This window comes from Streptomyces sp. NBC_01255, from assembly GCF_036226445.1.
GTDB lineage: Bacteria > Actinomycetota > Actinomycetes > Streptomycetales > Streptomycetaceae > Streptomyces.
On the sequence record NZ_CP108474.1, the window covers coordinates 2181698 to 2202513 of the forward strand.

The 20816-nt window shown below is 69.9% G+C and carries 23 protein-coding genes; 9 read left to right on the plus strand and 14 right to left on the minus strand.

What is annotated here, in order from left to right; all coding sequences use genetic code 11:
- Positions 1-26: 26 nt before the first annotated feature.
- Positions 27-503 (plus strand): helix-turn-helix domain-containing protein, encoded by a 477-nt coding sequence (locus OG357_RS09440; RefSeq protein WP_329620736.1) that lies wholly within the window; start codon positions 27-29, stop codon positions 501-503.
- Between the two features lie 70 nt (positions 504-573).
- Here OG357_RS09440 and OG357_RS09445 read toward each other — a convergent pair whose 3' ends face one another.
- Positions 574-1584: a beta-ketoacyl-ACP synthase III gene (locus tag OG357_RS09445; protein ID WP_329620737.1), complete on the minus strand. Its 1011-nt coding sequence runs from the start codon at positions 1582-1584 to the stop codon at positions 574-576.
- A 202-nt stretch (positions 1585-1786) separates the two neighbouring features.
- Between OG357_RS09445 and OG357_RS09450 the strand changes: the two genes are divergently transcribed.
- Both OG357_RS09450 and OG357_RS09455 read left to right on the plus strand, forming a co-directional pair.
- Positions 1787-2335 carry a PaaI family thioesterase gene (locus OG357_RS09450; protein ID WP_329620738.1) on the plus strand — a complete coding sequence of 183 codons (549 nt, stop codon included), beginning with the start codon at positions 1787-1789 and terminating at the stop codon, positions 2333-2335.
- On the plus strand, positions 2332-2736 hold the full coding sequence (locus tag OG357_RS09455; RefSeq protein ID WP_329620739.1) for a hypothetical protein: 405 nt from the start codon (positions 2332-2334) through the stop codon (positions 2734-2736). Before OG357_RS09450 ends, OG357_RS09455 begins: the two co-directional genes overlap by 4 nt.
- A 123-nt stretch (positions 2737-2859) precedes the next feature.
- On the opposite strand, the gene OG357_RS09460 is transcribed toward OG357_RS09455, so the two are convergent.
- The 8 genes from OG357_RS09460 to OG357_RS09495 form a co-directional block, all read right to left on the minus strand.
- On the minus strand, positions 2860-3618 hold the full coding sequence (locus tag OG357_RS09460) for a 4'-phosphopantetheinyl transferase family protein (protein WP_329620740.1): 759 nt from the start codon (positions 3616-3618) through the stop codon (positions 2860-2862).
- 13 nt (positions 3619-3631) lie between these two features.
- Complete coding sequence (locus OG357_RS09465; RefSeq protein ID WP_329620741.1) at positions 3632-4483, minus strand: acyl-ACP desaturase; 852 nt, start codon at positions 4481-4483, stop codon at positions 3632-3634.
- Between the two features lies 1 nt (position 4484).
- Positions 4485-5411, minus strand: coding sequence for an SAM-dependent methyltransferase (locus OG357_RS09470; RefSeq protein ID WP_329620742.1), 927 nt, complete (start codon positions 5409-5411; stop codon positions 4485-4487).
- A gap of 1 nt (position 5412) precedes the next feature.
- Positions 5413-5703 (minus strand): acyl carrier protein, encoded by a 291-nt coding sequence (locus OG357_RS09475; protein WP_329620743.1) that lies wholly within the window; start codon positions 5701-5703, stop codon positions 5413-5415.
- Positions 5700-6215, minus strand: coding sequence for a PaaI family thioesterase (locus OG357_RS09480; RefSeq protein WP_329620744.1), 516 nt, complete (start codon positions 6213-6215; stop codon positions 5700-5702). Before OG357_RS09480 ends, OG357_RS09475 begins: the two co-directional genes overlap by 4 nt.
- Positions 6212-7069 (minus strand): ferritin-like domain-containing protein, encoded by an 858-nt coding sequence (locus OG357_RS09485; protein WP_329620745.1) that lies wholly within the window; start codon positions 7067-7069, stop codon positions 6212-6214. Before OG357_RS09485 ends, OG357_RS09480 begins: the two co-directional genes overlap by 4 nt.
- The gene (locus OG357_RS09490; RefSeq protein WP_329620746.1) at positions 7066-8775 is read right to left on the minus strand and encodes an AMP-binding protein; all 1710 of its coding nucleotides are present in this window, start codon (positions 8773-8775) and stop codon (positions 7066-7068) included. The genes OG357_RS09485 and OG357_RS09490 overlap by 4 nt, the downstream gene beginning before the upstream one ends.
- Before the next feature lie 91 nt (positions 8776-8866).
- On the minus strand, positions 8867-10081 hold the full coding sequence (locus OG357_RS09495; RefSeq protein WP_329620747.1) for a cytochrome P450: 1215 nt from the start codon (positions 10079-10081) through the stop codon (positions 8867-8869).
- A gap of 294 nt (positions 10082-10375) precedes the next feature.
- Between OG357_RS09495 and OG357_RS09500 the strand changes: the two genes are divergently transcribed.
- From OG357_RS09500 to solA, 3 genes are all read left to right on the plus strand, one after another.
- A complete protein-coding gene (locus tag OG357_RS09500; protein WP_329620748.1) occupies positions 10376-10735 on the plus strand; it encodes a GNAT family N-acetyltransferase in 360 nt (119 codons plus the stop codon).
- Positions 10722-11564 (plus strand): TauD/TfdA dioxygenase family protein, encoded by an 843-nt coding sequence (locus OG357_RS09505; RefSeq protein WP_329620749.1) that lies wholly within the window; start codon positions 10722-10724, stop codon positions 11562-11564. The genes OG357_RS09500 and OG357_RS09505 overlap by 14 nt, the downstream gene beginning before the upstream one ends.
- An 84-nt stretch (positions 11565-11648) precedes the next feature.
- Positions 11649-12794, plus strand: a complete 1146-nt coding sequence (solA, locus tag OG357_RS09510; RefSeq protein ID WP_329620750.1) for an N-methyl-L-tryptophan oxidase — start codon at positions 11649-11651, stop codon at positions 12792-12794.
- 137 nt (positions 12795-12931) lie between these two features.
- Here solA and OG357_RS09515 read toward each other — a convergent pair whose 3' ends face one another.
- Positions 12932-13465, minus strand: a complete 534-nt coding sequence (locus tag OG357_RS09515; protein WP_329620751.1) for a TetR-like C-terminal domain-containing protein — start codon at positions 13463-13465, stop codon at positions 12932-12934.
- Between the two features lie 26 nt (positions 13466-13491).
- Between OG357_RS09515 and OG357_RS09520 the strand changes: the two genes are divergently transcribed.
- On the plus strand, positions 13492-14184 hold the full coding sequence (locus OG357_RS09520; protein ID WP_329620752.1) for an alpha/beta hydrolase: 693 nt from the start codon (positions 13492-13494) through the stop codon (positions 14182-14184).
- A 290-nt stretch (positions 14185-14474) separates the two neighbouring features.
- Here the strand turns inward: OG357_RS09520 and OG357_RS09525 are convergent, their stop codons facing one another.
- Positions 14475-15803 carry a class I SAM-dependent RNA methyltransferase gene (locus OG357_RS09525; RefSeq protein WP_329620753.1) on the minus strand — a complete coding sequence of 443 codons (1329 nt, stop codon included), beginning with the start codon at positions 15801-15803 and terminating at the stop codon, positions 14475-14477.
- A gap of 105 nt (positions 15804-15908) precedes the next feature.
- Entirely contained in the window at positions 15909-17966 is a 2058-nt protein-coding gene (locus OG357_RS09530; protein WP_329620754.1) for an APC family permease, read from the minus strand.
- A 234-nt stretch (positions 17967-18200) separates the two neighbouring features.
- On the opposite strand from OG357_RS09530, the gene OG357_RS09535 reads away from it, so the two are divergent.
- Positions 18201-18869: a potassium channel family protein gene (locus OG357_RS09535; RefSeq protein ID WP_317599953.1), complete on the plus strand. Its 669-nt coding sequence runs from the start codon at positions 18201-18203 to the stop codon at positions 18867-18869.
- Entirely contained in the window at positions 18869-19546 is a 678-nt protein-coding gene (locus OG357_RS09540; RefSeq protein ID WP_329620755.1) for a potassium channel family protein, read from the plus strand. The genes OG357_RS09535 and OG357_RS09540 overlap by 1 nt, the downstream gene beginning before the upstream one ends.
- Positions 19547-19610: 64 nt before the next feature.
- Here the strand turns inward: OG357_RS09540 and OG357_RS09545 are convergent, their stop codons facing one another.
- Entirely contained in the window at positions 19611-20363 is a 753-nt protein-coding gene (locus OG357_RS09545) for a DUF3159 domain-containing protein (protein ID WP_329620756.1), read from the minus strand.
- Between the two features lie 3 nt (positions 20364-20366).
- Entirely contained in the window at positions 20367-20765 is a 399-nt protein-coding gene (locus tag OG357_RS09550; protein WP_078627107.1) for an OB-fold nucleic acid binding domain-containing protein, read from the minus strand.
- Between the last annotated feature and the right edge of the window lie 51 nt (positions 20766-20816).

Here is a 20816-nt window from a genome sequence, read left to right on the forward strand (position 1 = left end):
CAGCAAGATCAGAGGAGTAGGGAAATATGGGGACACAACCACCCGGATTGCTTGCCCAGCGGCTGAACCGGCTGTTCGAGACCGTCCACCCGCGTGGGCGCGGACCGTTCAGCAACGAGGAGGTCGCCGGAGCCGTACGGGATCAGGGCGGTGACATTTCCAAGCAGTACATCGCCTACCTCCGCAAAGGCGAGCGAGGAAACCCGCGCCTCCATCACCTCGAAGCCCTCGCCAAATTCTTCGGCGTACCGACCTCATATTTTTTCGACGACGCGTCGGCCGCACACACAGAGAAAAGACTCGAAGAGCTCGCGGCCTGGCGCGACGCCGGTCTGACACGGCAGGATCTGCAATCCCTTGAGCACGCGGGTGTCACGAGTGTGGCCATGCGCGCGGTGGGACTGTCCCCCAAGGGCCTGGAATTCGCGAAGGCGATACTCGACCAGCTCCGTGAGATGGAGGGGCTCGGCCCCGGGCCGGACGGGCCGCGGCCGAGCCCCTGACGCCACCCACGAGCACGCGTACGGGCCGGCCCCTCCGGAGAGGGAGCCGGCCCTCGTGGTCTGCCCGGTGTCAGGGAGCGACGACGACCTGCGCCGAGTAGCTGAGGCCCGAACCGAAGCCAGCCGTCAGGACGAGCGCCCCGGGCCTGACCCGGCCGGACGCGATCAGTGCGTCGAGCGCGAGCGGGATCGAGGCGCCGGACACGTTCCCGTCCTCCCGGACCGTCCGCGCCACCTCGACCGAGGACGGCAGCCCCATCGACTTCACTGCCGCGTCGATGATGCGCAGATTGGCCTGATGCGGCACGAACGCCTCGATGTCGTCCACCGTGACACCGGCCGCCCGCAAGGCCTGTCCGCACACCTCGGCGACCGCGCCGATGGCCCACCGGAAGATCTCCGGACCAGCCATCTCCAGGAAGGGCCAGCGCCCCATGGGGTCGCGCCGCAGTTCCGCGAACGACCGGCTCTGCTCGATGGCTCGCAGGTGCTCCGTGTCGGTCCCCCACACGGCGCGCCCGATACCGGGCTCGTCCGACGGGCCGACCACGGCCGCACCCGCCCCGTCTCCGAAGATGAAGGCCGTCGAACGGTCGTGGGGGTCGACGATGTCGCTCATCCGCTCCGCCCCGACGACCAGGACATGCTCCGCCTGACGGCCCGCCACCAGACTGCTTGCCACGGCCAGGCCGTGCGAGAACCCGGCACACGCAGCGCCGAGATCGAAGGCGGCTGCCCCGCGGGCGCCCAGCTCGGCGGCGCAGGCCGCCGCGGCCGGCGGCGCCTGATGCAGGTAGGACATCGTGGAGAGGATCACGCAGGAGACGTCCGCGGGGGTCAGGCCGGCCGCGCTCAGCGCCTTCTCCGCGGCCCTCGCCCCCATCACGGGAATGGTCTCCTCGGCATCGGCGAAATGCCGTGTCAGAATTCCCGACCGTGCCTCTATCCATGCGCTGTCGGAATCGATGAACCTGCATATCTCTTCGTTGCCGACCACTCGCCCAGGGCGATACGAACCCACCCCCAGAAGGCGGGCGAACCGGTAGGGCGAGGATTGAATTTCAGTTGCCATCGACGTCATCAACCCAATCGCGGATCAGTGCACCCGGATGATATTCAATCAAACGGCCACCGGTCGCAGACTGTCAAGGAAGCAACCACTAGGACGTTTGGCCCATTGATCGAAGAATCGTCAACTAGCAGTGAGACAACGCATGTTGCGGCTGGTCGGGGGTGCTGCCAGACTGACGTCCTCATGTCCGGCGCCCACATGGAGGAGCGAAGTGTCAGAGGTCCATGTCCCCAGCACGCACACCGCCACGCTCGAATGGCGGGACCAGGGGCCACTTTTCGCCACCCAGGCCGACGCAACGGGTCTGACATATCTGCGAGGGCTGATCTCCGGAGATATCGTCGCGCCCCCTGTCGCACAGGTTCTCGGTATCGCCGTCGTCAAAGCCGACCCGGGCACTGTGCAGTTCACGATGCCGGTCAAGAACTTCTTCACGAATCACCTCGGCCTGCTCGCCGGGGGCATCCTGTCGACGCTCATCGACTCCGCCCTCGGGTGTGCGATCCTCTCCGCGATCCCCGAGGACAAGGACATCGTCACCCTCGATCTGAACGTGGACTTCCTGCGTCCGGTGCGCGAGGCGTCGGGTCTGATCACGGTCGACGCCGAGGTCGTGCACATCGGGCGCAATCGCGGCCTGGCGAGCTGTCAGGTCGTGGACTCGGAAGGCAGGCTCTGCGCCGTGGGCAAGAGCAGCTGCCTGGTGCGGAGCAAGGCACCCACCGCACCCTCCCCGGCGGCCACGGCGGCATCCCGATGAGCGGGACGCCCGACGACGGGCCCACGCCGCCCGACCTCGCGGTCGGCCAGGTGCTGCGCGAGCGGCGCGTCATCACCGCCGAGGACATCACCGCCTTCGCCGACCTCGCCGGGGACCGCGGCCGGCACCATCTGCCCGACCAGGGCCGGGCCATGGCCCATGGACTGCTCACCGCCTCGCTCGCCACGAAGATCGGCGGCCGGCTGAACTTCATCGCACGCCGCATGGGCTGGGAGTTCCTCCGTCCCGTCTGGTCGGGCGACACCATCACCGCCGAGGTGACCGTGCGCGCCCTGCATGAAGTCCGCTCGGGCACGGGCGTGGAGTTCGACATCGAGATCCTCAACCAGGACGGGGAGACGGTGCTGCGCGGCGACAGCTCGGGCGTGATCCGCGGCTAGCTCGGGCGTCCCGTCAGCCGCCGTCGACGTGACCACTCGTCCTGGCCCGGTGGGCCCAGAGGCGTACGAGCACCGAGACGGCGGCGCCCACCCACAGGCCGGTGAGCGCCATGACCGCGATGGTCACCGGTCATTCCTTGAAGTCGCTCGTGCTGCGGTTCGGTCGGGGTCACCGACCAGCGCCGCGATGACGCGGTCGGCGGCGACGGTTCGGTGCTCCGGCGACCGTCGGCCGGTACCGCAGACAGCGATCACGCGGCCCGCTCGGCAGGACCACCACACGCGCAGTTCGCCGTGGGGGGTGTCCACGGCCCGTACCCGGAGCCCGCCGTCGGGACCCCGGTGCAGCCGGTAGTCCCGCAGGGCCGGCGAGGGACGCCGGTACGCCTTGAGGGCGGCCTCCTTGCAGGCCACCAGCACCGTGGCGAGGAATCCGGGCGGCAGCGGCTCCCGCCGGGATCCCGGACCGGCGCGGGACGGTCCGACGCAGGGCGGTTCGTCCGGGCCGAGCAGCCTCGGCAGCAGGATGTCGTTGCGGGCGTCGACGGGTTCGACGTCCACTCCGAGCGGGTGGGCGGGTGCCCCGCCCGTGACCGCGCCGACGGCGAACTCCCGGCTGTGGGCGAGGGAGACAGCCGCCCCGGAGAACGTGTCCCAGACCCGTGGCGCGCCGTCGGGCTCCGGCAGGATCTGGGCTCCTCGGTCCCCGGTGGCCCAGTGGACCGCGGCCTTGGCCGTGAGCCGGGTGCGGACCCATTCGGCCCGCCGGGGCCCGGTCAGGCCCCCGGCGTAGGCCTGTTCGCGCGAACCGAGGAGTTCCGCGGGCGCGGACCGTCCGGACCAGTCGCAGCTGACGACCAGGACGCGGGCGCCCTCGCTCAATGCTCGCCCCGGCTCACCGTACGCGCCGGATGGCCTGGACGAAGGCGCCGAGGTCCTCGACGCTTGGCTCGCCCGGGGTGTCGACGAAGCCCCGGACCAGGCGCACCACCGCGTCGTACGCCTCGGTGTGGTCGTAGGAGGTGTCGTCGGCGACCTTCAGGGACCAGCGCCAGTATCCCTTCATGGTGTCGGCGAGCGGCATCCGGAAGGTCGCGATGACGTCCTTGAGGCCGGGGACGGCCGCGGCGCCGTCCCGGGCGACGTAGGCGCCGACGAGATTGCTGTAGAAGGCGAAGTGGCGGGCCTCGTCACGGGCGAGCCGGCCGAGCAGCTCCTTGAGGAAGGGTTCGCTGACCGTCTCTCGGAAGCGCTGGTAGAACAGCTGTGTCGCCTTCTCCTGGACCAGGGTGTACGTGAAGGACTGGACGGGGTGCTCGTAGGGCAGCACGAACTCCTTGCGTCCCTCCTCGGCCAGGTCGGCGAGCAGTTGCTCCCGGGTCGCCATGCCGGTCTCGACCTGGTAGCGGGCGAGGGCCGAGGCATGCCGCTCCTCGTCGCCGGCCCAGGCGACCAGGAAGCGGAAGTACTCGCGGTTGAACCCGAAGCGCTCCAGCTCCTGTTCGGCGTCGGCGACCGGGAACGCCTCCAGGAAGTGGGAGAGGTAGCCGGGGATGTGGTCCTCGACGAAGGTGATGAACCGCACCGCGGAGCGGTCCGCCTCGGTGAGCCGCTCGGGGCGCAGAGAGTCCCAGTCCAACTCGGCGAGGGTCCAGGAACGCTCCCCCGCGCGGGTCACCGCCTGGTCGACGAGCTCGTGCATCGCGAGGGCGGGCAGCAGGGGGTCGAGGGCGGCTGTCTCGGTCATGTCAGCCCACCGTCTTGGGGCCGAGCCGCGACTTGGCGGCCGTGAGGGCGTAATGCTTGGAGGTGTAGCCCCAGCCGGCGTTGGCGGTGCGCAGATACCGTACGAGCGGCTCGGCCATGCCGGGGGCGACGGACTCGATCCGGTCGCGGTTGGCCTCGGCCCTGCGCTCCCACTCCTCGATGGTGCGGTGGTAGTGGGCGGTGAGGTCGTCGAGCCGGTCCAGGCTGAAGCCGGCCGACTCGGTGGCCTCGACGAGGTGGGAGAAGGGCACCATGTCGGCGAAGCCGAAGATGGTCTCGGTGACGTGCCTGGTGCCGGGCCGGGCGGCGAACTCCCGGTAGACCTCGACGCTGCGGAAGCAGCTCTCGGAGAGGTAGAGGCGGCCCTGGCGGCGCAGCGACGCGTACACCTTGCGCAGCACGGCCACCCGGTCCGGCATGTGGATGACGGAACCGAGCATCGTGGCCGCGTCGTAGCGTCCGTCGATCTCCAGGTCGCTGTAGGAGCCGACCCGGATGTCGACCCGGTCGGCCACCTTGAGCCGGAGCGCCTGCTCCCTGATGTACTCGGCCTGTGGGGCGGAGGGGGTGACGCCGGTGACCTCGCAGCCGTACTCCTGTGCCATGAACAGCGTGAGGCTGCCCCAGCCGCAGCCGATGTCGAGCAGACACTCGCCGCCGCGCAGGGCGAGGCGTTCGGCGACGAAGTGCAGTTTGGCCGTCTGCGCCTCCTCAAGCGTGGCGTCCGGGGTGCGGTAGAGGGCGGAGCTGTATTTGACGCGCTCGTCGAGGAAGGCCCGGAAGACCTCCGGGGGCAGCTCGTAATGCTCGTTGGTGGCGCGCCTCGCCTCTTCCGGAGGCAGTGCGAGGTCGCCGTCGCGCCCGGCGTGCAGCTCCGGGCCGGTGTCCGCCTGTGCGTGGGTGGTCATCTCAGCCCTCCACGCGGGCCTGGGCGAGAACGAGGTCGGCGAGCTGGCGCGGGGTACTGACGTCGAAGATGTCCTCGTCCTCGAACTCGACGTCGTAGACGCGCTCGATCTGCGCGACGATCCGCAGCAGACGCACCGAGTCCGCGCCGGACAGCTGCTTGAGTACGGTGTCCTCGGCGATCTCGCCGACGTCGATGCCGAGCTCCTTCGCGGTCTGAGCGCGGACCTCGTCGAGGACGGCAGACTCCTGGAGGGACGAGGAGCGCGGGTCGGTCTGCTGGGACATGGTCATCCAATCGCGTGGTCGAAGTAGTGTGCGAGGCGGTCGCGGTCGGCACCGATCAGGCCCATATGGCCCTCGGCCTGCTCCGAACTGATGGGCTGATAGGCGGAGTTCGCCATGACGTGCGGCGTACCGTCGAGGTCGAGGACATCGGCTTCCGCGTGCACGACGCCGCCGCCCTGCCGGGTGACACGGGCCACGGCCCGGTAGGGCGTGCCGGTCCGCAGCGGGCGCAGGAACTTGGTGCGCAGGGTGACGGAGAAGGCCAGCAGACCGTGGTCGAGGGCGATCAGATCGCCCATCAGCTCGTCCACGAGCACGCTGACGATGCCTCCGTGGACGACCCCGGGGTAGGAGGCGTACTCGTCGGAGAAGGTGATGTCGGTGGCGAGCCGGCCGTCGGCGAGGCGGAACATCTGCAGGGCCAGGCCGATCTTGTTCCGGGGTGAGCAGCCGAAGCAGTGGAAGCGGGGTTCGTCGAGCCACGGCAGGTCGACCGGGGTGCCGTCCTCGGTCGTCATGCGCCGGCCTCGGGTCGGGGCAGCTCGGCGAGGATGCGACGGATGTCGCGGAGCTTCTCCACGGGGCGGCCGGTGAGTTCGGCGAGCGTGTTGAACAGCTGCCGGTGAATGCGGTCCCACTCGGTGCCGTCGTCGACCTCGCCGAAGTGGCGGAAGACCTCGTCGATGGTGACGTGGCCGTCGAGCTCGGGGAGGTTGCCCTTGAACTTGCTCACCGGATGGTTGTAACGGCCCTTGGGGTCGGCCATGTAGACGTAGAAGGTCTCCAGGACCGAGGACAGCTCCTCGGGGTGGGTGACCAGCCGACGGGCGGTGTAGTGGATGAACTCCCTTGCGTGGCGGGCTTCGTCGCCGCTCGCCCGTTTCATGATCTTGGCGATCACCGGTTCCTCGGTAACCCTGCTCACGCACTTGTACATGTGGTTGGTGGCGATCTCGGAGATGATGTTGGTGGCGAGGGTCGCCGACGGGGTGATGCCCGGCGGGTACGGCGCTCGCATCGCGTTGATCTGGTCGTAGCCGACGTCGGTACCGGCGAGCCGCAGCCATTTCTTGAACGCCAGGTGGTGCTGGAGTTCCTGGTAGCCCCACAGGCAGACGAAGGCCGAGAAGTCGTAGTCGTCGACGAACTCGTTGAAGAAGCCGTGCTGCGCGGCGATCGAGTTGGACTCGCCCATGACGGCGCCCATGGCGAAGGCGATGTGCTCGGGGCGCACCAGGTCGGGGCGGAACTCGTCCCACGGGATGTCGCTCATCTCCCACGAGGCGTTCTGGTACACGGCGAAGACGTCGTAGCTGTGCAGGGGCTCCGCGCCGGTGTCGCGTGCGGTCTCCAGCTTGTGCGGGGTGGTCACGGGGTGTCCTCCGGTTCGGTTCGGTCGGCGGCCCGGGGGCCGGCTGCGGTGGCGTCGGCGAGCTCCGCCAGCAGGTCGCGGGTGCGGGAGCGCTGCCACTTGCCGCTGGTGGTACGCGGAATCCAGCGCGGCTTGACCAGGTGCACACGCAGGTCGGTGAAGTCCATCTCCCGGACGACCCGGGCGGCGATCTCGGCCTCGAGGCCGGCGTCGGCCTTCTTCGGGTCCGCCTCGGCCACCACCCGGACCACCTCGCGGCCGTCCTCGGTCACGTCGGAGAAGGCGACGCAGCGCTTGCGGTAGACGCCGGGCACCTCGCGGGCGACGGCCTCGATGTCGTCGGGGAAGTAGTTCTGTCCCCGGACGATGACCATGTCCTTGGTGCGGCCGGTGACGAACAGGTCACCGTCGTGGCGGAACCCGACGTCGCCGGTGCGGAACCAGCGTCCGTCGAAGGCGGCCGCCGTGGCTTCGGGGGCGTTGTAGTAGCCCGAGGTCACGGCCGGTCCCGCGATCTGCACCTCGCCCAGCTCGCCCGGCCCGCAGCGCCGGCCGCCGTCGGCGACCAGCCGCATCTCGATGCCGTGCACGGGGCCGCCGAGCGCCACCACGTCCTTGGAGCCACGGGTGCCGCGCGCCACGGGGACGACCCGTCCGGTGGCGGCCAGTTCGGCCCGGTCGAGGGAGAGGGTCCGTACCGGGCTGCCGGGCGTGGGGAAGGTGATGCCGAGGGTCGCCTCGGCCATGCCGTACACCGGGTACATCACGGTGTCCCGCAGGCCCGCGGGTGCCAGGTGGGCGCTGAAGCGTTCGACGGTCTCGGCGCTCACCGGCTCCGCCCCGTTGAAGGCGAGCCGCCAGGCCGAGAGGTCGAGCTCCTTGACGAGCTCCGGAGGGGTGGCGTCCACGAACTGGTCGTACGAGAAGTTCGGTCCGGTGATGACGGTGCCGCGGTGCTCGGCGAAGTACTCCAGGAGCTTGGCGGGGCGGCGCAGGAACGCGGTCGGCGTGAACACATGCACGTCGGCGCCGTTGAGCAGGTGCGAGAAGAGTCCGACCAGGCCCATGTCGTGGAAGGTCGGCACCCACTGCATGAAGACGTCGTCCGGGCTGAACTCCCCGGAGACCACACAGGCCCGCACGCCGGCGGCCATCGCGCTCTGGGTGAGCATCACGCCCTTGGGGGCACTGGTGCTGCCGGAGGTGAACTGCACGACGGACAGGGCGTCCGGGTCGACGGAGGGCAGCCGGTGCGCACCGCCGGCGGCGGACACCGCGGAGTCGATGAGGACGAGGCCCGGGATCTGCTCGGCGAGGAGGGCGCCCAGGCTCTCGAAGGCGGTGCCGAGGACCAGGTGGCGGATGCCGGCGACGCGCAGGATGCGGGCCAGCCTGCGGGCGGTGCCCTGCTCGTCGCCGAAGCCGGCGGGCAGGGGCAGGACGCTGCACGCGGCCCCGGTGCGCTGCGCCCCGAAGAACAGGCTCAGAAAGCGGGCGTCGGTGGGGACGAGGAGGCCGACAACGGCACCGGGGCCGACGCCGTGCTCCATCAGTCCGAGCGCGCAGCGCAGCGAGGACTCGGCGAGCTGGGCGCCCGTCATGCGCTCCTCGCTGCCGGGGAAGACGGTCACGGCGTCCGGTGCGACCTGGGTGTGGTGAAGGAAACACTCGGTGAGGGTGTCACCGGACAACAGGGGGCTACGCAAGGGATCGGGTCCTTTCATCGCCTTCTCACGGTCTGTGCCGCAATGACAATGCGCGGGCCGCTCGGCGTGCTGCCGATAAATCTGATCGAGGTCACGGAACCAGGTTGACCCGCAACTCACTCAGCCCGCGGAAATTCACATGCGGGCGCCACACGACGTTCTCCGTGGTGAGCGAGATGTCCCGATAACGCCGCAACAGCTCGTCGAACACGAGCCGGCCCTCGATCTTGCCGAGCAGCGCGCCGATGCAGTAATGCGGTCCACCGCCGAAGGCCAATGGCTTGATATCGGTGCGCGTCATGTCCAGCGTGTCCGGATGTGCGTACCGGCGCGGATCCCGGTTGGCGGCTCCGAGCAGGATCATGAGTTTCGATCCGGCCGGAATGATCTTTCCACCGACCTCGACATCCGCGGTGGTGATACGGGCGACGAGTTGTACCGGGGCGTCGTACCTGACGAATTCGTCGACGCCTTCTTCGATCAGTCCCGGATTCTCCCGCAGGGCCCGAAGCTGGTCCGGGTGGCGCAGCAGGGCCAGCATGCCGTTGCCGATGAGGTTGACCGTCGTCTCGTGTCCGGCGTTGAAAAGCAGGAGGACGTTGGCGATGATCTCGTCGTCGGAGAGTCGCTCACCGTCCACCTCCGCGAGCATCAGCCGCGACAGAATGTCGTCCTGCGGTTCGCTCCGCCGCTTGGCCAGGTGCTCCCCGATGTAGGCGCGGAACTCCACCACCGAGCTGTTCATCGCCTGTTGGGTCGCGTCGTCCAGGGCGGGGTCGACCACGTGCCCGATGGCCTCGGTCCACTGCCGGCACTGGTCCCGGTCCTCGACCGGGAGGCCGACGAGACCGCAGATCACCGTCACCGGCAGGGGCAGCGCGAGGGCGTCGATGAGGTCGATTCCCTCCCCCTCCCCCATGTCGTCAAGGACTCTTTCCAAGATCTTGGAAATGCGGGGACGCATGTCCTGCACGGAACGCGCGTTGAACACAGGGTTGACCAGGCCGCGGATACGACGGTGGGCACTGCCGTCCAACATGAGCATCCACAGCCGGGTGTCGTCCACCACCGGGCTGTTCCAGCCACCCCGGTGCTCCGCCCACTTCGCATCCCGGTGGAATTCGCTGGTGAGCCGGGGGTCCCGGAGAAGCTGTGCGGCCTCTTCATATCCGGAAACAACCCAGAAGCCGAATGGCGTCCGGTGGACCGGTTCTGTCTCACGCAGTCGTGCGTAGAAGGGATACGGGTCGCTGCGCATCTTCGGATCACGGGGGTTGTAGAGAATTTCCGGTTTCGCTGCGTCCATGGTGGGACAGCGTGTCAGGGCCGCTCGTTCCCGATCAATAGGACCAAGGTCCCACGCCGGCCCTGCTGATATCCGGCGGATGCTGCGGTGTAATGCATCGGTGCCGGGCTCGACGGGAGGGACGTCATGGTAAGGAATGCGTCAGATGGCGAATTCGACGCGTTCGCGGTACGGCCCGTGACCCCGGCCGACGGGCCCGTCCTCCGTCTCATGTACGGCCGGTGTACACCGCTCACGCGCTATCACCGATTCCTGACCACGCGCCCGGAGCTCCCGGCGGACCATCTCCGCGCGGTGCTGTCGCGGACCGCGGGCACGGACGCCCTGCTGGTCACCCCCGCCGCCGAGCCGGAGCGTGCGATCGCGCTGGGCAGCACCCATCCGCACAGCCCCGGCGTGGCGGAGATCGGGGTACTGGTGGAGGACACATGGCAGCGCAGAGGAGTGGGCCGGCTCCTGCTTCGCCGGCTCACGGAACGGTGCAGGCTGCAGGGCGTGGCCGCACTGACCGCCCAGACCCTGTCCGGACGGCGCGCCCTCCTGGGTGTGGTGCGTGAGGAGGCGGCCGGGCCCTTGGAGTACGGGCCCCTGTCCGACACGGTACGGATGACGGCGACACTGGCGGCGAGGAGCTCCGCGGATGCTCAGCTGTAAACCCCTGAACGGGTCGTTCGGCGTGGAGGTGTTCGACGTCGCCCTCGGCACCCCGGAGGCCGAGGAGTGCGCCGCGGAACTCGTCGAGGCCCTGCACAGCCACCAGTTGCTGCTCTTCTCCGGCCAGGACCTGCCGGTAGCCGCCCAGTTGTGGGTCACCTCCCTCTTCGGAAGGCCCGTGGCGCCGTGGGACCCGACGCACGCGCACCCCCGCAGTCCGTACGTGGAGGTGTTCCGCGAGTCGCCGCCCCGCGCGTACAAGCGGCCCGCCGAGCACTGGCACAGCGACGCCTCCTTCCGGGCAGAGCCCACCGACGCCACCCTCCTGTACGGGGTGACGGTGCCGGCGGAGGGTGGGCGCACCCACTTCAACGACACGCGCGGGCCGCTGGCCGCGCTGCCGGAGAGTCTGCGGGAGCGCATAGCCCCGCTGCGCGCCGTACACGACTTCGGGCGGAACTTCTCGACCCTGCGGCGGGCCTCGTCGCGGATATCGGATGAGGAGGCGCGGGCCGAGCTCGTGGCCTTCCCGCCGGTGACACACCCGCTGGTCCGCCTCCACCCGGTCACCGGGGAACCGGCCCTGTACCTCAACGAGATGTGTCTGGACCGGATCGACGGTCTGCCCGAGGTCGAGAGCCGCGCCCTGGCCGAGGAGCTGTACGCGCACACCCTGCACCCCCGATGGCAGTACGTGCACCTCTGGCGCCCCGGCGACCTCCTCGTGTGGGACAACCCCTCGCTGCTCCACCGCGGCGAGGGCGTCCCGCCGGGGCAGCGCCGGCTCGTCCACCGGACAACCGCCCGGTACACGGGACGGACTCGTTGAGCAAGATTGCGCGATGGCGCGGTTCGGCGCCGATGAAGGATCCACGGGCGAATCCGAAGGCACATCCGAGGGAGGAACCGACTGATGGAACGCTACGACGTCGCTGTCGTGGGCCTGGGTGGGCTCGGCAGCGCCGCCTGCCACTCACTGGCCGCGGCCGGACTGCGGGTACTCGGCCTGGAACGCTTCGGTCCCGTTCACGACCAGGGAGCAAGTCATGGCGAGTCCCGCGGAGTCTGGCAGGCCTACTTCATGGGTCCCTCCTATGTGCCGTACCTGCGCCGCTCCTACACCTTGTGGTCCGATCTGGAGGAGGCGTGCGGCGAGACCTTGTTCCACCGGACGGGGGGACTGTGCATCGGGCCGGTCGACGGCGCGCTGGTCCCGGCGGCCCGGAACAGTGCCGAGCAATGCGGGCTCGAACACGAGTATCTGACGGCCGACGAGGTGCGCTACCGCTACCCGCAGTTCACCCCTGACGAGGAGTGCGCGGCCGTATTCGACCCCGGTTCCGGCTACGTCCAGCCGGAGCAGACCGTCCGCGTCCAGTTGGAGCTCGCCCGGAAACACTCCGCGGAGCTGCGCTTCGACGAGGAGGTGCGTGAGATCGCGGAGAGCGCGGGTGGGGTGCGTGTGCTCACCTCTCGCGCGACCTACGAGGTCGGGCATGTCGTGGTCACGGCGGGTTGCTGGACGCCGGGGCTGCTGCCGGCACTCGACCTGCCGGTGCAGGTGCTGCGCAAGGTGATGCTCTGGTTCGAACCGACGGGCGGCGCCGACGACTTCCAGCCGGGTCGCTTCCCGTACTGGATCTGGGAGGGCGACGGCATGGTCGGATACGGCCATCCGGCGGCGAACGGCAGGCACGGCGGGGTGAAGGCGGGCGTACACAGCGGCGGCACCCCTACCGACCCCGACCGGGTGGACCGCCTCGTGCGTCCGGAGGAGATCGCGGAGGTTCAGGACTTCCTGCGGACCCGCATCCCACGGCTCGGGGTGGGCGGCCGCTACCGCAAGAGCTCGGTGTGCCTCTACGACAACACCCCGGACCAGGCGTTCGTCATCGGCCGAGCCTCGGAGCACGGCCGGATCACCGTTGCCGCCGGCACCTCGGGCCACGCCTTCAAGTTCGTCCCGGCCATCGGAGAGTCGCTGCGGGAGCTGGTCACCGAGGGAGTGGCGAGCCAGGACCTTTCACTGTTCTCGCCCGACCGGTTCGGTGCCGCGTAGCCGAGCCGGAACGACCCGAGCGGTGGATGCGCTACGGGCGCCCGCACGTATGACGGCGGGCCGAGCCGTGCCCCGGGGAGGTACCGGGATCAGGGCCATCACTCGGCTCCCCCGGGGTTGCCGCACTCGACCGTGGGTCAGGCGCGTGCGCCGTCGAGGATCAGGTCGACCAGGCGGGGGACCAGGGTGTCCTCCAATGGTTCGCCGGTGAGCAGTACGCGGGCGAGGAGGGGGCCTGTGACGGCCTCGACCAGGAGATGGGGGTCGGTTTCGGCCGGCAGTTCTCCTCGGTCGATGCCGCGCCGGACGAGTGCTTCGGCGCGCTCCAGGCGGGCGTTCCAGTAGGAGCGCCTCCCCTCCTCCAGGTCGTTCTCGCCGCGCACCGTGCCGAGGTGCAGCAGTGCGGCGCCGGCCGGCGTCGAGAGGTACCGGGCGAGCGCCGTGAACAGCTGGGACAGGTCCTCGCGGACGTCTCCTGTGTCCGGAGCCGGGAGTGCCGTGTCGGAATGGGTGGCCAGCGCGTCGAAGACCAGATTCTCGCGGGTCTTCCAGCGCCGGTACACGGAGGTCTCGTGGACGCCGGCCGCGCGCGCGACTGCGGCCACGGTGGTCGCGGCCAGCCCTTCCGAGGTGAGCAGGTCGACGGTGGCGGCCAGGACCGCCTGCCGCATCCGCTCACCGCGACGCCTGAGCGGCGGTGCTTCACGGCGGCGGCTGGCTCACCGGCGACCTCGACACCCATGACGATGTCACCCGGCGGATGTGCCGCGACGTGAACGCCGTGGTCGTGGCCGTCGACTACCGCCTGGCCCCCGAGCATCCCTTCCCCGCCGCCTACGACGACTGCCTCGCCGCCGCCCACCAGGTGGCCGACCGCATCGACGACTACGGCGGCCGCCGCGACCGCCTCGCCGTGGCCGGCGACAGCGCCGGAGGCAACCTGGCCGCCGCCGTCGCCCTCACCTTCCGCGACGAAGGCCGACCGCTCGCCGCCCAACTCCTGGTCTACCCCGCCACCGACTTCGTCGGCGACCACCCCTCACGCACCGAGAACGCCACGGGCTACGTCCTCGGCACCCAGGACGTCCTGGACCTCCAACACCTCTACGCAGGCGACGACCCCGCCGTCCGCGGCTCCTTCCAGGTCTCCCCGCTGCGCGCCGAGAAGTTCACCGGCCTCGCCCCCGCGGTCATCGGCACCGCCCAGTACGACCCCCTCCGCGACGAGGGCAACGCCTACGCCGAAGCCCTCACCGACGCCGGCGTGGACGTCTTCGCCCGCACCTACGACGGCCTGATCCACACCTTCCTCAACCTCTTCCCCATCTCCCCGGCCGCCGACGCCGCCGTCACCGAGCTGTACGCCCGACTCGAGGAACGACTCGGCTGACCTCGCCCGCACCGGTGGGGATCGCGCACCCGGTGCACACGGCGCCAACGGCGAGAACGTACCGGCCCTGACGCCCGGCCGGTCGGCTGCCGACAAGGAGTGCGTTCCGCGCTCCCTGCCGGTGGGATGGCTGTTACCTCCGCAGTGGGATGCGGCGCCCTCGGCGCAGGCGCTCTCGACCGCGCCTCGTGGTCGCCGGGGACCCGAACAGTCCGAGGAGACGCGAACCGGGCACGACGGGCACGACCATTGGCCGTAGGGCCGTCACCGGCATCCGCGACGACCGGAGGTCAGGCGTCCTTCTTCACCGGCTCCAGGATCGCCACGCACTCCACGTGGTGCGTCATCGGGAAGAGGTCGAAGGCGCGGAGGGTGCGGACGCGGTAGCCGCGGTCGGCGAAGTAGGAGATGTCGCGGGCCAGGGCCGCCGGGTCGCAGGCGACGTAGGCGATGCGGCGGGCGCCGAGGCCGGCCAGGTGGTGGACGGTCTGCTTGCCCGCGCCGGCGCGGGGCGGGTCCAGGACGATGAGGTCGACCTCCGTGATGCCCGTGCGCGGGAGGACCGACTCGACCTTGCCCTGCTCGATGCGGACGCGCGGGAACCCGGCCAGGTTGTGGCGGGCGTCCTCGACGGCGCGCTTGCCCGACTCGATGCCGAGGACCGCGCCCCGCTCGCCGACGCGGTCGGCGATGGCGCCCGCGAAGAGGCCGACGCCGCAGTAGAGGTCGAGGGCGCTGTCGCCCTTGCGGGGGGTGAGGCCCTGCATGACGGCGAGCATGAGGGTCTGGGCGGCCTGCGGGTGGACCTGCCAGAAGCCGCCGTTGCCGACGCGGTAGGTGCGCTCGTCGGCCCGCTCGCGCACGAAGGCGCGGCCGTGGACGCGGTGGACTCCGCCGTCCTTCTCGTCGACGCGGAGGACGGAGACCGGCTTGTCGAGTTCCACGAGCGGGAGGCGGCCGCCGGGCTTCGGGGTCAGGATGACCTGGCGGTCGTTCGAGCCGGAGGCGGCGATGGCCTCGACCGTGGCCATGCCTTCCCAGGTGCGCTTCTCGACGCCGAGTTCCGAGACGCCCTCGGCGGCGATCATGCAGTGGTCGATGATCTCGACCTCGTGCGAGCGGTGCTTGCGGAGGCCCGCGTGGCCTTCGGCGTCGACCGCGTACTGGACGCGGGTGCGCCACTGCGGGACCTCGCCCGGCGGCAGCTTGTCGCCCTCGGCCGGCATGACGGTGCCGTCCCAGCCGGCTTCCTCCGGGGTGAGCCCGGCGAGCCGCAGGAGCTGCTCGGCGATGACCTCGCCCTTGAGGCGGCGCTGGGCGCCGGGCTTGGCGTGCTGCCAGTCGCAGCCGCCGCACTTGCCGGGGCCCGCGAAGGGGCAGGGGGCCTCGACGCGGTCCTTGGACGGGTCGAGGATCGTGACCGCGTCGGCGCGCAGGAAGCGGGAGGTCTCCTCGCCCTCGGTGACGCGGGCGACGACCTTCTCACCGGGCAGCGCGTGGCGGACGAAGAGGACGCGGCCCTCTTCGGTGCGGGCGATGCAGTGCCCGCCGTGGGCCACCGGGCCGACCTCGACCTCGTACTCTTCCCCGACCAACGACGAAACAGGGGTGTTCTGCATGGCGGGGGGACTCCAAGAGGAAGTGACGGTGGGCCGTCGTCCGGATACTTCGGACGGCAGCCCACCAGTCTAGTTGTTCTTTTCCGGTTGTTCTTTGCGACCGGTTCAGGTCTGGGTGTTCTTCGCGGCCGATTCCTTCTGGCGCTTCTCGACCGGGCCGCGGCGCACCGAGCCCGGCGCGTTCCAGTCCTGGCGCTTCCTGGCCCGCTTCCTCGCGGCCTCGGAGGACTGGAGCTGGTACGGGACGGAGGTCACCATGACGCCCGGGGTGAAGAGCAGCCTGCCCTTGAGCCGCAGGGCGCTCTGGTTGTGGAGCAGGTGCTCGTACCAGTGGCCGACGACGTACTCGGGGATGTAGACGGAGACGGCCTCGCGGGGGCTCTCGCGGCGGATGCTCTTGACGTACTCGATCACCGGGCGGGTGATCTCGCGGTACGGCGAGTCGAGGATCTTGAGCGGGACGTTGATGCCGCGCCGCTCCCACTCCTCCCTGAGCGCCTTCGTCTCGACCGGGTCGACGTTGACGGTCAGCGCCTCCAGCTCGTGCGCGTGCATGAGCTTGGCGTAGGCCAGGGCGCGGAGGGTGGGCTTGTGGAGCTTGGAGACGAGGACGATGGAGCGGACCCGGGAGGGGCGTACGTACTCGTCGGGGCGTTCCTCGGCGGCGGCGATCTCCGCGGAGACGGAGTCGTAGTGCCGGCGGATCGCGCTCATCGTCCCGTAGAAGATCACCATGCCGAGCAGGGCGACCCACGCGCCGTGGGTGAACTTGGTGGCGAGGACGACGACGAGGACGAGGCCGGTGAAGAAGGCGCCGAACGTGTTGATCGCGCGGGAGCGGAACATGTGGCGGCGCTTGGCCTGGTCCTTCTCCGTCTTCAGGTGCCGGTTCCAGTGCCGGACCATGCCGATCTGGCTCAGCGTGAAGGAGACGAAGACGCCGACGATGTAGAGCTGGATGAGCTTCGTCGAGTCGGCCCCGTAGACCCAGACGAGGAGTGCGGCGGCGCCCGCGAGGAGCACGATGCCGTTGGAGAAGGTGAGGCGGTCGCCGCGGGTGTGCAGCTGGCGCGGCAGGTACCGGTCCTGGGCGAGGATCGAGCCGAGGAGCGGGAAGCCGTTGTAGGCGGTGTTGGCCGCCAGGAAGAGGACGAGCGCGGTGGCGGCGGCGAGCACGATGAAGAGGAACGTCCCGTCGCCGAAGACGGCGGCCGCGACCTGCGAGATGACCGGGTCCTGGACGTAGCCCTCGCCGACCGGCTCGCCGTTGAGCAGCAGGTCCTGGGCGGGCTTCTCGGCCATTCGCACGTCGGTGGCCATGGCCAGGAAGATGATGCCGCAGAACATGGTGACGGCCAGGCCGCCCATGAGGGCGAGCGTCGTGGCGGCGTTCTTCGACTTCGGCTTCCGGAAGGCGGGAACGCCGTTGGAGATGGCCTCGACGCCGGTGAGCGCGGCACAGCCGGAGGAGAAGGCGCGGAGCAGCAGGAAGACCAGTGCGAAACCGGCGAGTCCCTCGTGCTCGGGCTTGATCTCGAAGTCGGCGGTGGGGGCCTTCATGGGCTCGTCGAGGACGATCCCCTTGTACGCGCCCCAGGCGATCATGATGAAGACGCCGGCGACGAAGACGTACGTCGGGATGGCGAAGAGGCTGCCCGACTCCTTGACCCCGCGCAGGTTCATCAGCGTCAGGAGCACGATGACGGCGACCGCGCAGGCCACCTTGTGCTCGACGACGAACGGGATCGCGGATCCCAGGTTCTCGATGCCCGAGGAGATCGACACGGCCACGGTGAGGACGTAGTCGACGAGCAGGGCGCTCGCCACGGTGAGTCCGGCCTTCGGCCCGAGGTTGGTGTTGGCGACCTCGTAGTCGCCGCCGCCGCTCGGGTACGCGTGCACGTTCTGGCGGTACGAGGCGACGACCGTGAACATCAGGACGACGACCGCGAGCGCGATCCACGGGCTGAAGTGGTAGGCCGACAGTCCCGCGACGGAGAGGACGAGCAGTACCTCGCCTGGCGCGTACGCCACCGAGGACAGCGGGTCGGAGGCGAAGACGGGGAGGGCGATCCGCTTCGGGAGAAGGGTTTCCCCGAGCTTGTCGCTGCGCAGGGCCCGCCCGATCAGGATCCGTTTGGGCACGTCGGTCAGTTTGGACACGGAGAGGATCGTAAGCGTTCGAAATCCGCCATGCTCACCGGCACCCCCGATCGGCACGGAATCTCCCTGAGTACCACCTCGGATGCGGTCCCCGCCAGCGTTGCCGCATAAGCTCGGACCGGGCAACCCGGCAGGGCGTTGTCCGCCGCGGCCCGGGCGGATCGGGCGAGGAAAGTTGTGGGCAGGGTGTTTTCGCAGGTCAGTAGGGCGATCAGGAGTGCGGGGTAAGGGGACGTGCACATCGTCATCATGGGCTGCGGGCGAGTGGGAGCCGCTCTCGCGCAGACCCTCGAACAGCAGGGGCACACCGTCGCGGTCGTCGACCAGGACCCGACGGCTTTCCGTCGTCTGGGGTCCGGTTTCGGCGGACGGCGCGTCACGGGTGTGGGCTTCGACCAGGACACGCTGCGCGAGGCCGGGATCGAGGACGCCGGTGCCTTCGCCGCGGTGAGCAGCGGCGACAACTCGAACATCATCGCGGCGCGCGTCGCCCGCGAGATGTTCGGCATCGAGAACGTGGCGGCGCGGATCTACGACCCGCGCCGTGCCGAGGTCTACCAGCGCCTCGGGATCCCGACGGTCGCGACGGTCCGCTGGACCGCCGACCAGATGCTGCGGCGGCTGCTGCCCTCCGGCGCGGAGCCGCTGTGGAGGGACCCGAGCGGCGGCGTGCAGCTCGCGGAGGTGCACACCTCCCCCGCCTGGATCGGCCACAAGGTGAGCCGTCTCCAGGAGGAGACCGGCGTCCGTGTCGCCTTCCTCACCCGCCTGGGCGAAGCGATTCTGCCGACCTCGCAGACGGTGCTCCAGGAGGGTGACCTGGTGCACGTGATGATGCGTACGGACGACATCGCGAATGTCGAGGAGGCCTTCGCCGAGGGTCCTGAGGAGGGCGGTCACTGATGCGTGTCGCTATTGCGGGCGCGGGTGCGGTGGGCCGTTCCATCGCGGGCGAGCTCCTGGAGAACGGGCACGAGGTCCTGCTGATCGACAAGGCGCCGACCGCCATCTCGGTGGAGCGGGTGCCGCAGGCGGAGTGGCTGCTCGCCGACGCCTGCGAGATCACGTCCCTCGACGAGGCGGCGCTCCAGCGCTGCAACGTGGTGATCGCGGCGACCGGCGACGACAAGGTGAACCTGGTCGTCTCGCTCCTCGCCAAGACCGAGTACGGCGTGCCGCGGGTCGTCGCCCGGGTGAACAACCCGAAGAACGAGTGGCTGTTCAACGAGGCGTGGGGCGTGGACGTCGCCGTCTCGACGCCGCGCCTCATGTCGGCCCTGGTCGAGGAGGCGGTGAGCGTCGGCGACCTCGTCCGGCTGCTCCGCTTCAGCCACGGCGACGCGAACCTCGTCGAGCTGACGCTCCCGCCGGAGTCTGCGGTCGCCGGCACCTCGGTCGGGGACGTGGCCTGGCCCGAGGACACCTCGCTGGTGACGATCATCCGCGGTTCGCGGGTGCTGACGCCGAGCCCGGAGGAGACTCTGGAGGCCGGCGACGAGCTGCTGTTCGTTGCCGCGCAGGCCCGCGAGGAGCAGCTGGAGGACCTGTTGCAGGTCCGCCGCGAGGCCACCGAGTCCTGATCACGCGTGGTACGCGGGAGGGCCCGGACCTGTACGTCAGGTCCGGGCCCTCCTCCGTGCCGCCTCAGGCCTCCGGGTGGCTCTGCGCGGCGGCGGCCGCCTTGCGCTCCTTCTCGGCGCGCTCCTCGGCCTCCATCTCGGCGAAGACGTCGATCGGCGGCGGCGCCTTCGCGAGGAACATCCAGGTGAGGTAGACCGCGAGCAGGAACGGCGGGATCTTCAGGGCGACGAGGACCCAGCCGAACTTGGTGGTGTCGGCCCACCAGTACATGGGGAAGAGGATCGCGCACTTGGCGAGCAGGATGAAACCCCAGGCCAGGCTGGCCTTCGCGTAGGCCTTCTTGCGGCCGGGGTTGCGGGTGCGCCAGGAGAGGTTCTCCTTGAACACCGGGCCGAGGATCAGGCCGATCAGCGGGACGCCCGCGACCGTGGTGATGATGTACGCGAGGGCGAGGCCCAGCGTGTAGAGCATGCCCGGCAGGTAGAAGTCCTTGGCGTTGCCCGTCATCATCGCGAAGACGACACCGAAGGCGACACCGAAGACGCCGCTGAAGGCGTGCTTGACGGTGTCGCGGCGGATCAGCCGGACGGCGACCAGGACCAGCGAGACCGCGAGCGCGGCGATCGCCGAGATGTGCAGGTCCTTGTTGATCGTGAAGATCGTGACGAACAGCAGGCCGGGCACGACCGTCTCGATCATGCCCCGCAGGCCGCCGAAGGCCTCGAACAGCGCGGCCTCGGTGACCTCCTTCGAGGCCTGGGCGTCCTGCGGGGCCTGGGCGCCCTGATCCGTGGTCGGCTTGTCGAGGGACGTCACCGGCTACTCCTGTCCGAGCGGTCGGAGCTCGTATTTGGGGTTGAAGAGGACCCGTCGGCCGTGGCTCATGGAGATCCGGCCGGAGGCGATCAGCTTGCGGCCCGGTTCGATGCCCACGATGGAGCGGCGGCCCAGCCAGACGACGTCCAGCGGTGCCGTGCCGTCGAAGAGCTCGGCCTCCAGCGCGGGCACACCGGCCCTGGGACGCAGCGTGACCGTGCGCAAGGTACCAGTCACCTTGACTATCTGGCGGTCGGAGCAGTCACAGATGCGGGTGCACCCCGTGGCCTCGGCGTCCTCCTGGAGCTCCTCCGACTCCAGGTCCTCCGGGGTGGAGGAGAGCCGGTCGAGCATCCGGCGGAACCTACCGGCCGGCTTCTCTGTACGCGGTGCAGCACTCATACAGAAAGCGTACCGGCCTCCACTGCCACCAGGACCGGCTGTACACACGAC

Coding starts and splice junctions, on each gene's coding strand:
- OG357_RS09440 (WP_329620736.1), top strand. CDS start 27: ATGGGGACACAACCACCCGGATTGCTTGCCCAGCGGCTGAACCGGCTG.
- OG357_RS09445 (WP_329620737.1), bottom strand. CDS start 1,584: ATGACGTCGATGGCAACTGAAATTCAATCCTCGCCCTACCGGTTCGCC.
- OG357_RS09455 (WP_329620739.1), top strand. CDS start 2,332: ATGAGCGGGACGCCCGACGACGGGCCCACGCCGCCCGACCTCGCGGTC.
- OG357_RS09465 (WP_329620741.1), bottom strand. CDS start 4,483: ATGACCGAGACAGCCGCCCTCGACCCCCTGCTGCCCGCCCTCGCGATG.
- OG357_RS09470 (WP_329620742.1), bottom strand. CDS start 5,411: ATGACCACCCACGCACAGGCGGACACCGGCCCGGAGCTGCACGCCGGG.
- OG357_RS09475 (WP_329620743.1), bottom strand. CDS start 5,703: ATGACCATGTCCCAGCAGACCGACCCGCGCTCCTCGTCCCTCCAGGAG.
- OG357_RS09480 (WP_329620744.1), bottom strand. CDS start 6,215: ATGACGACCGAGGACGGCACCCCGGTCGACCTGCCGTGGCTCGACGAA.
- OG357_RS09495 (WP_329620747.1), bottom strand. CDS start 10,081: ATGGACGCAGCGAAACCGGAAATTCTCTACAACCCCCGTGATCCGAAG.
- OG357_RS09505 (WP_329620749.1), top strand. CDS start 10,722: ATGCTCAGCTGTAAACCCCTGAACGGGTCGTTCGGCGTGGAGGTGTTC.
- solA (WP_329620750.1), top strand. CDS start 11,649: ATGGAACGCTACGACGTCGCTGTCGTGGGCCTGGGTGGGCTCGGCAGC.
- OG357_RS09515 (WP_329620751.1), bottom strand. CDS start 13,465: ATGCGGCAGGCGGTCCTGGCCGCCACCGTCGACCTGCTCACCTCGGAA.
- OG357_RS09525 (WP_329620753.1), bottom strand. CDS start 15,803: ATGCAGAACACCCCTGTTTCGTCGTTGGTCGGGGAAGAGTACGAGGTC.
- OG357_RS09540 (WP_329620755.1), top strand. CDS start 18,869: ATGCGTGTCGCTATTGCGGGCGCGGGTGCGGTGGGCCGTTCCATCGCG.
- OG357_RS09550 (WP_078627107.1), bottom strand. CDS start 20,765: ATGAGTGCTGCACCGCGTACAGAGAAGCCGGCCGGTAGGTTCCGCCGG.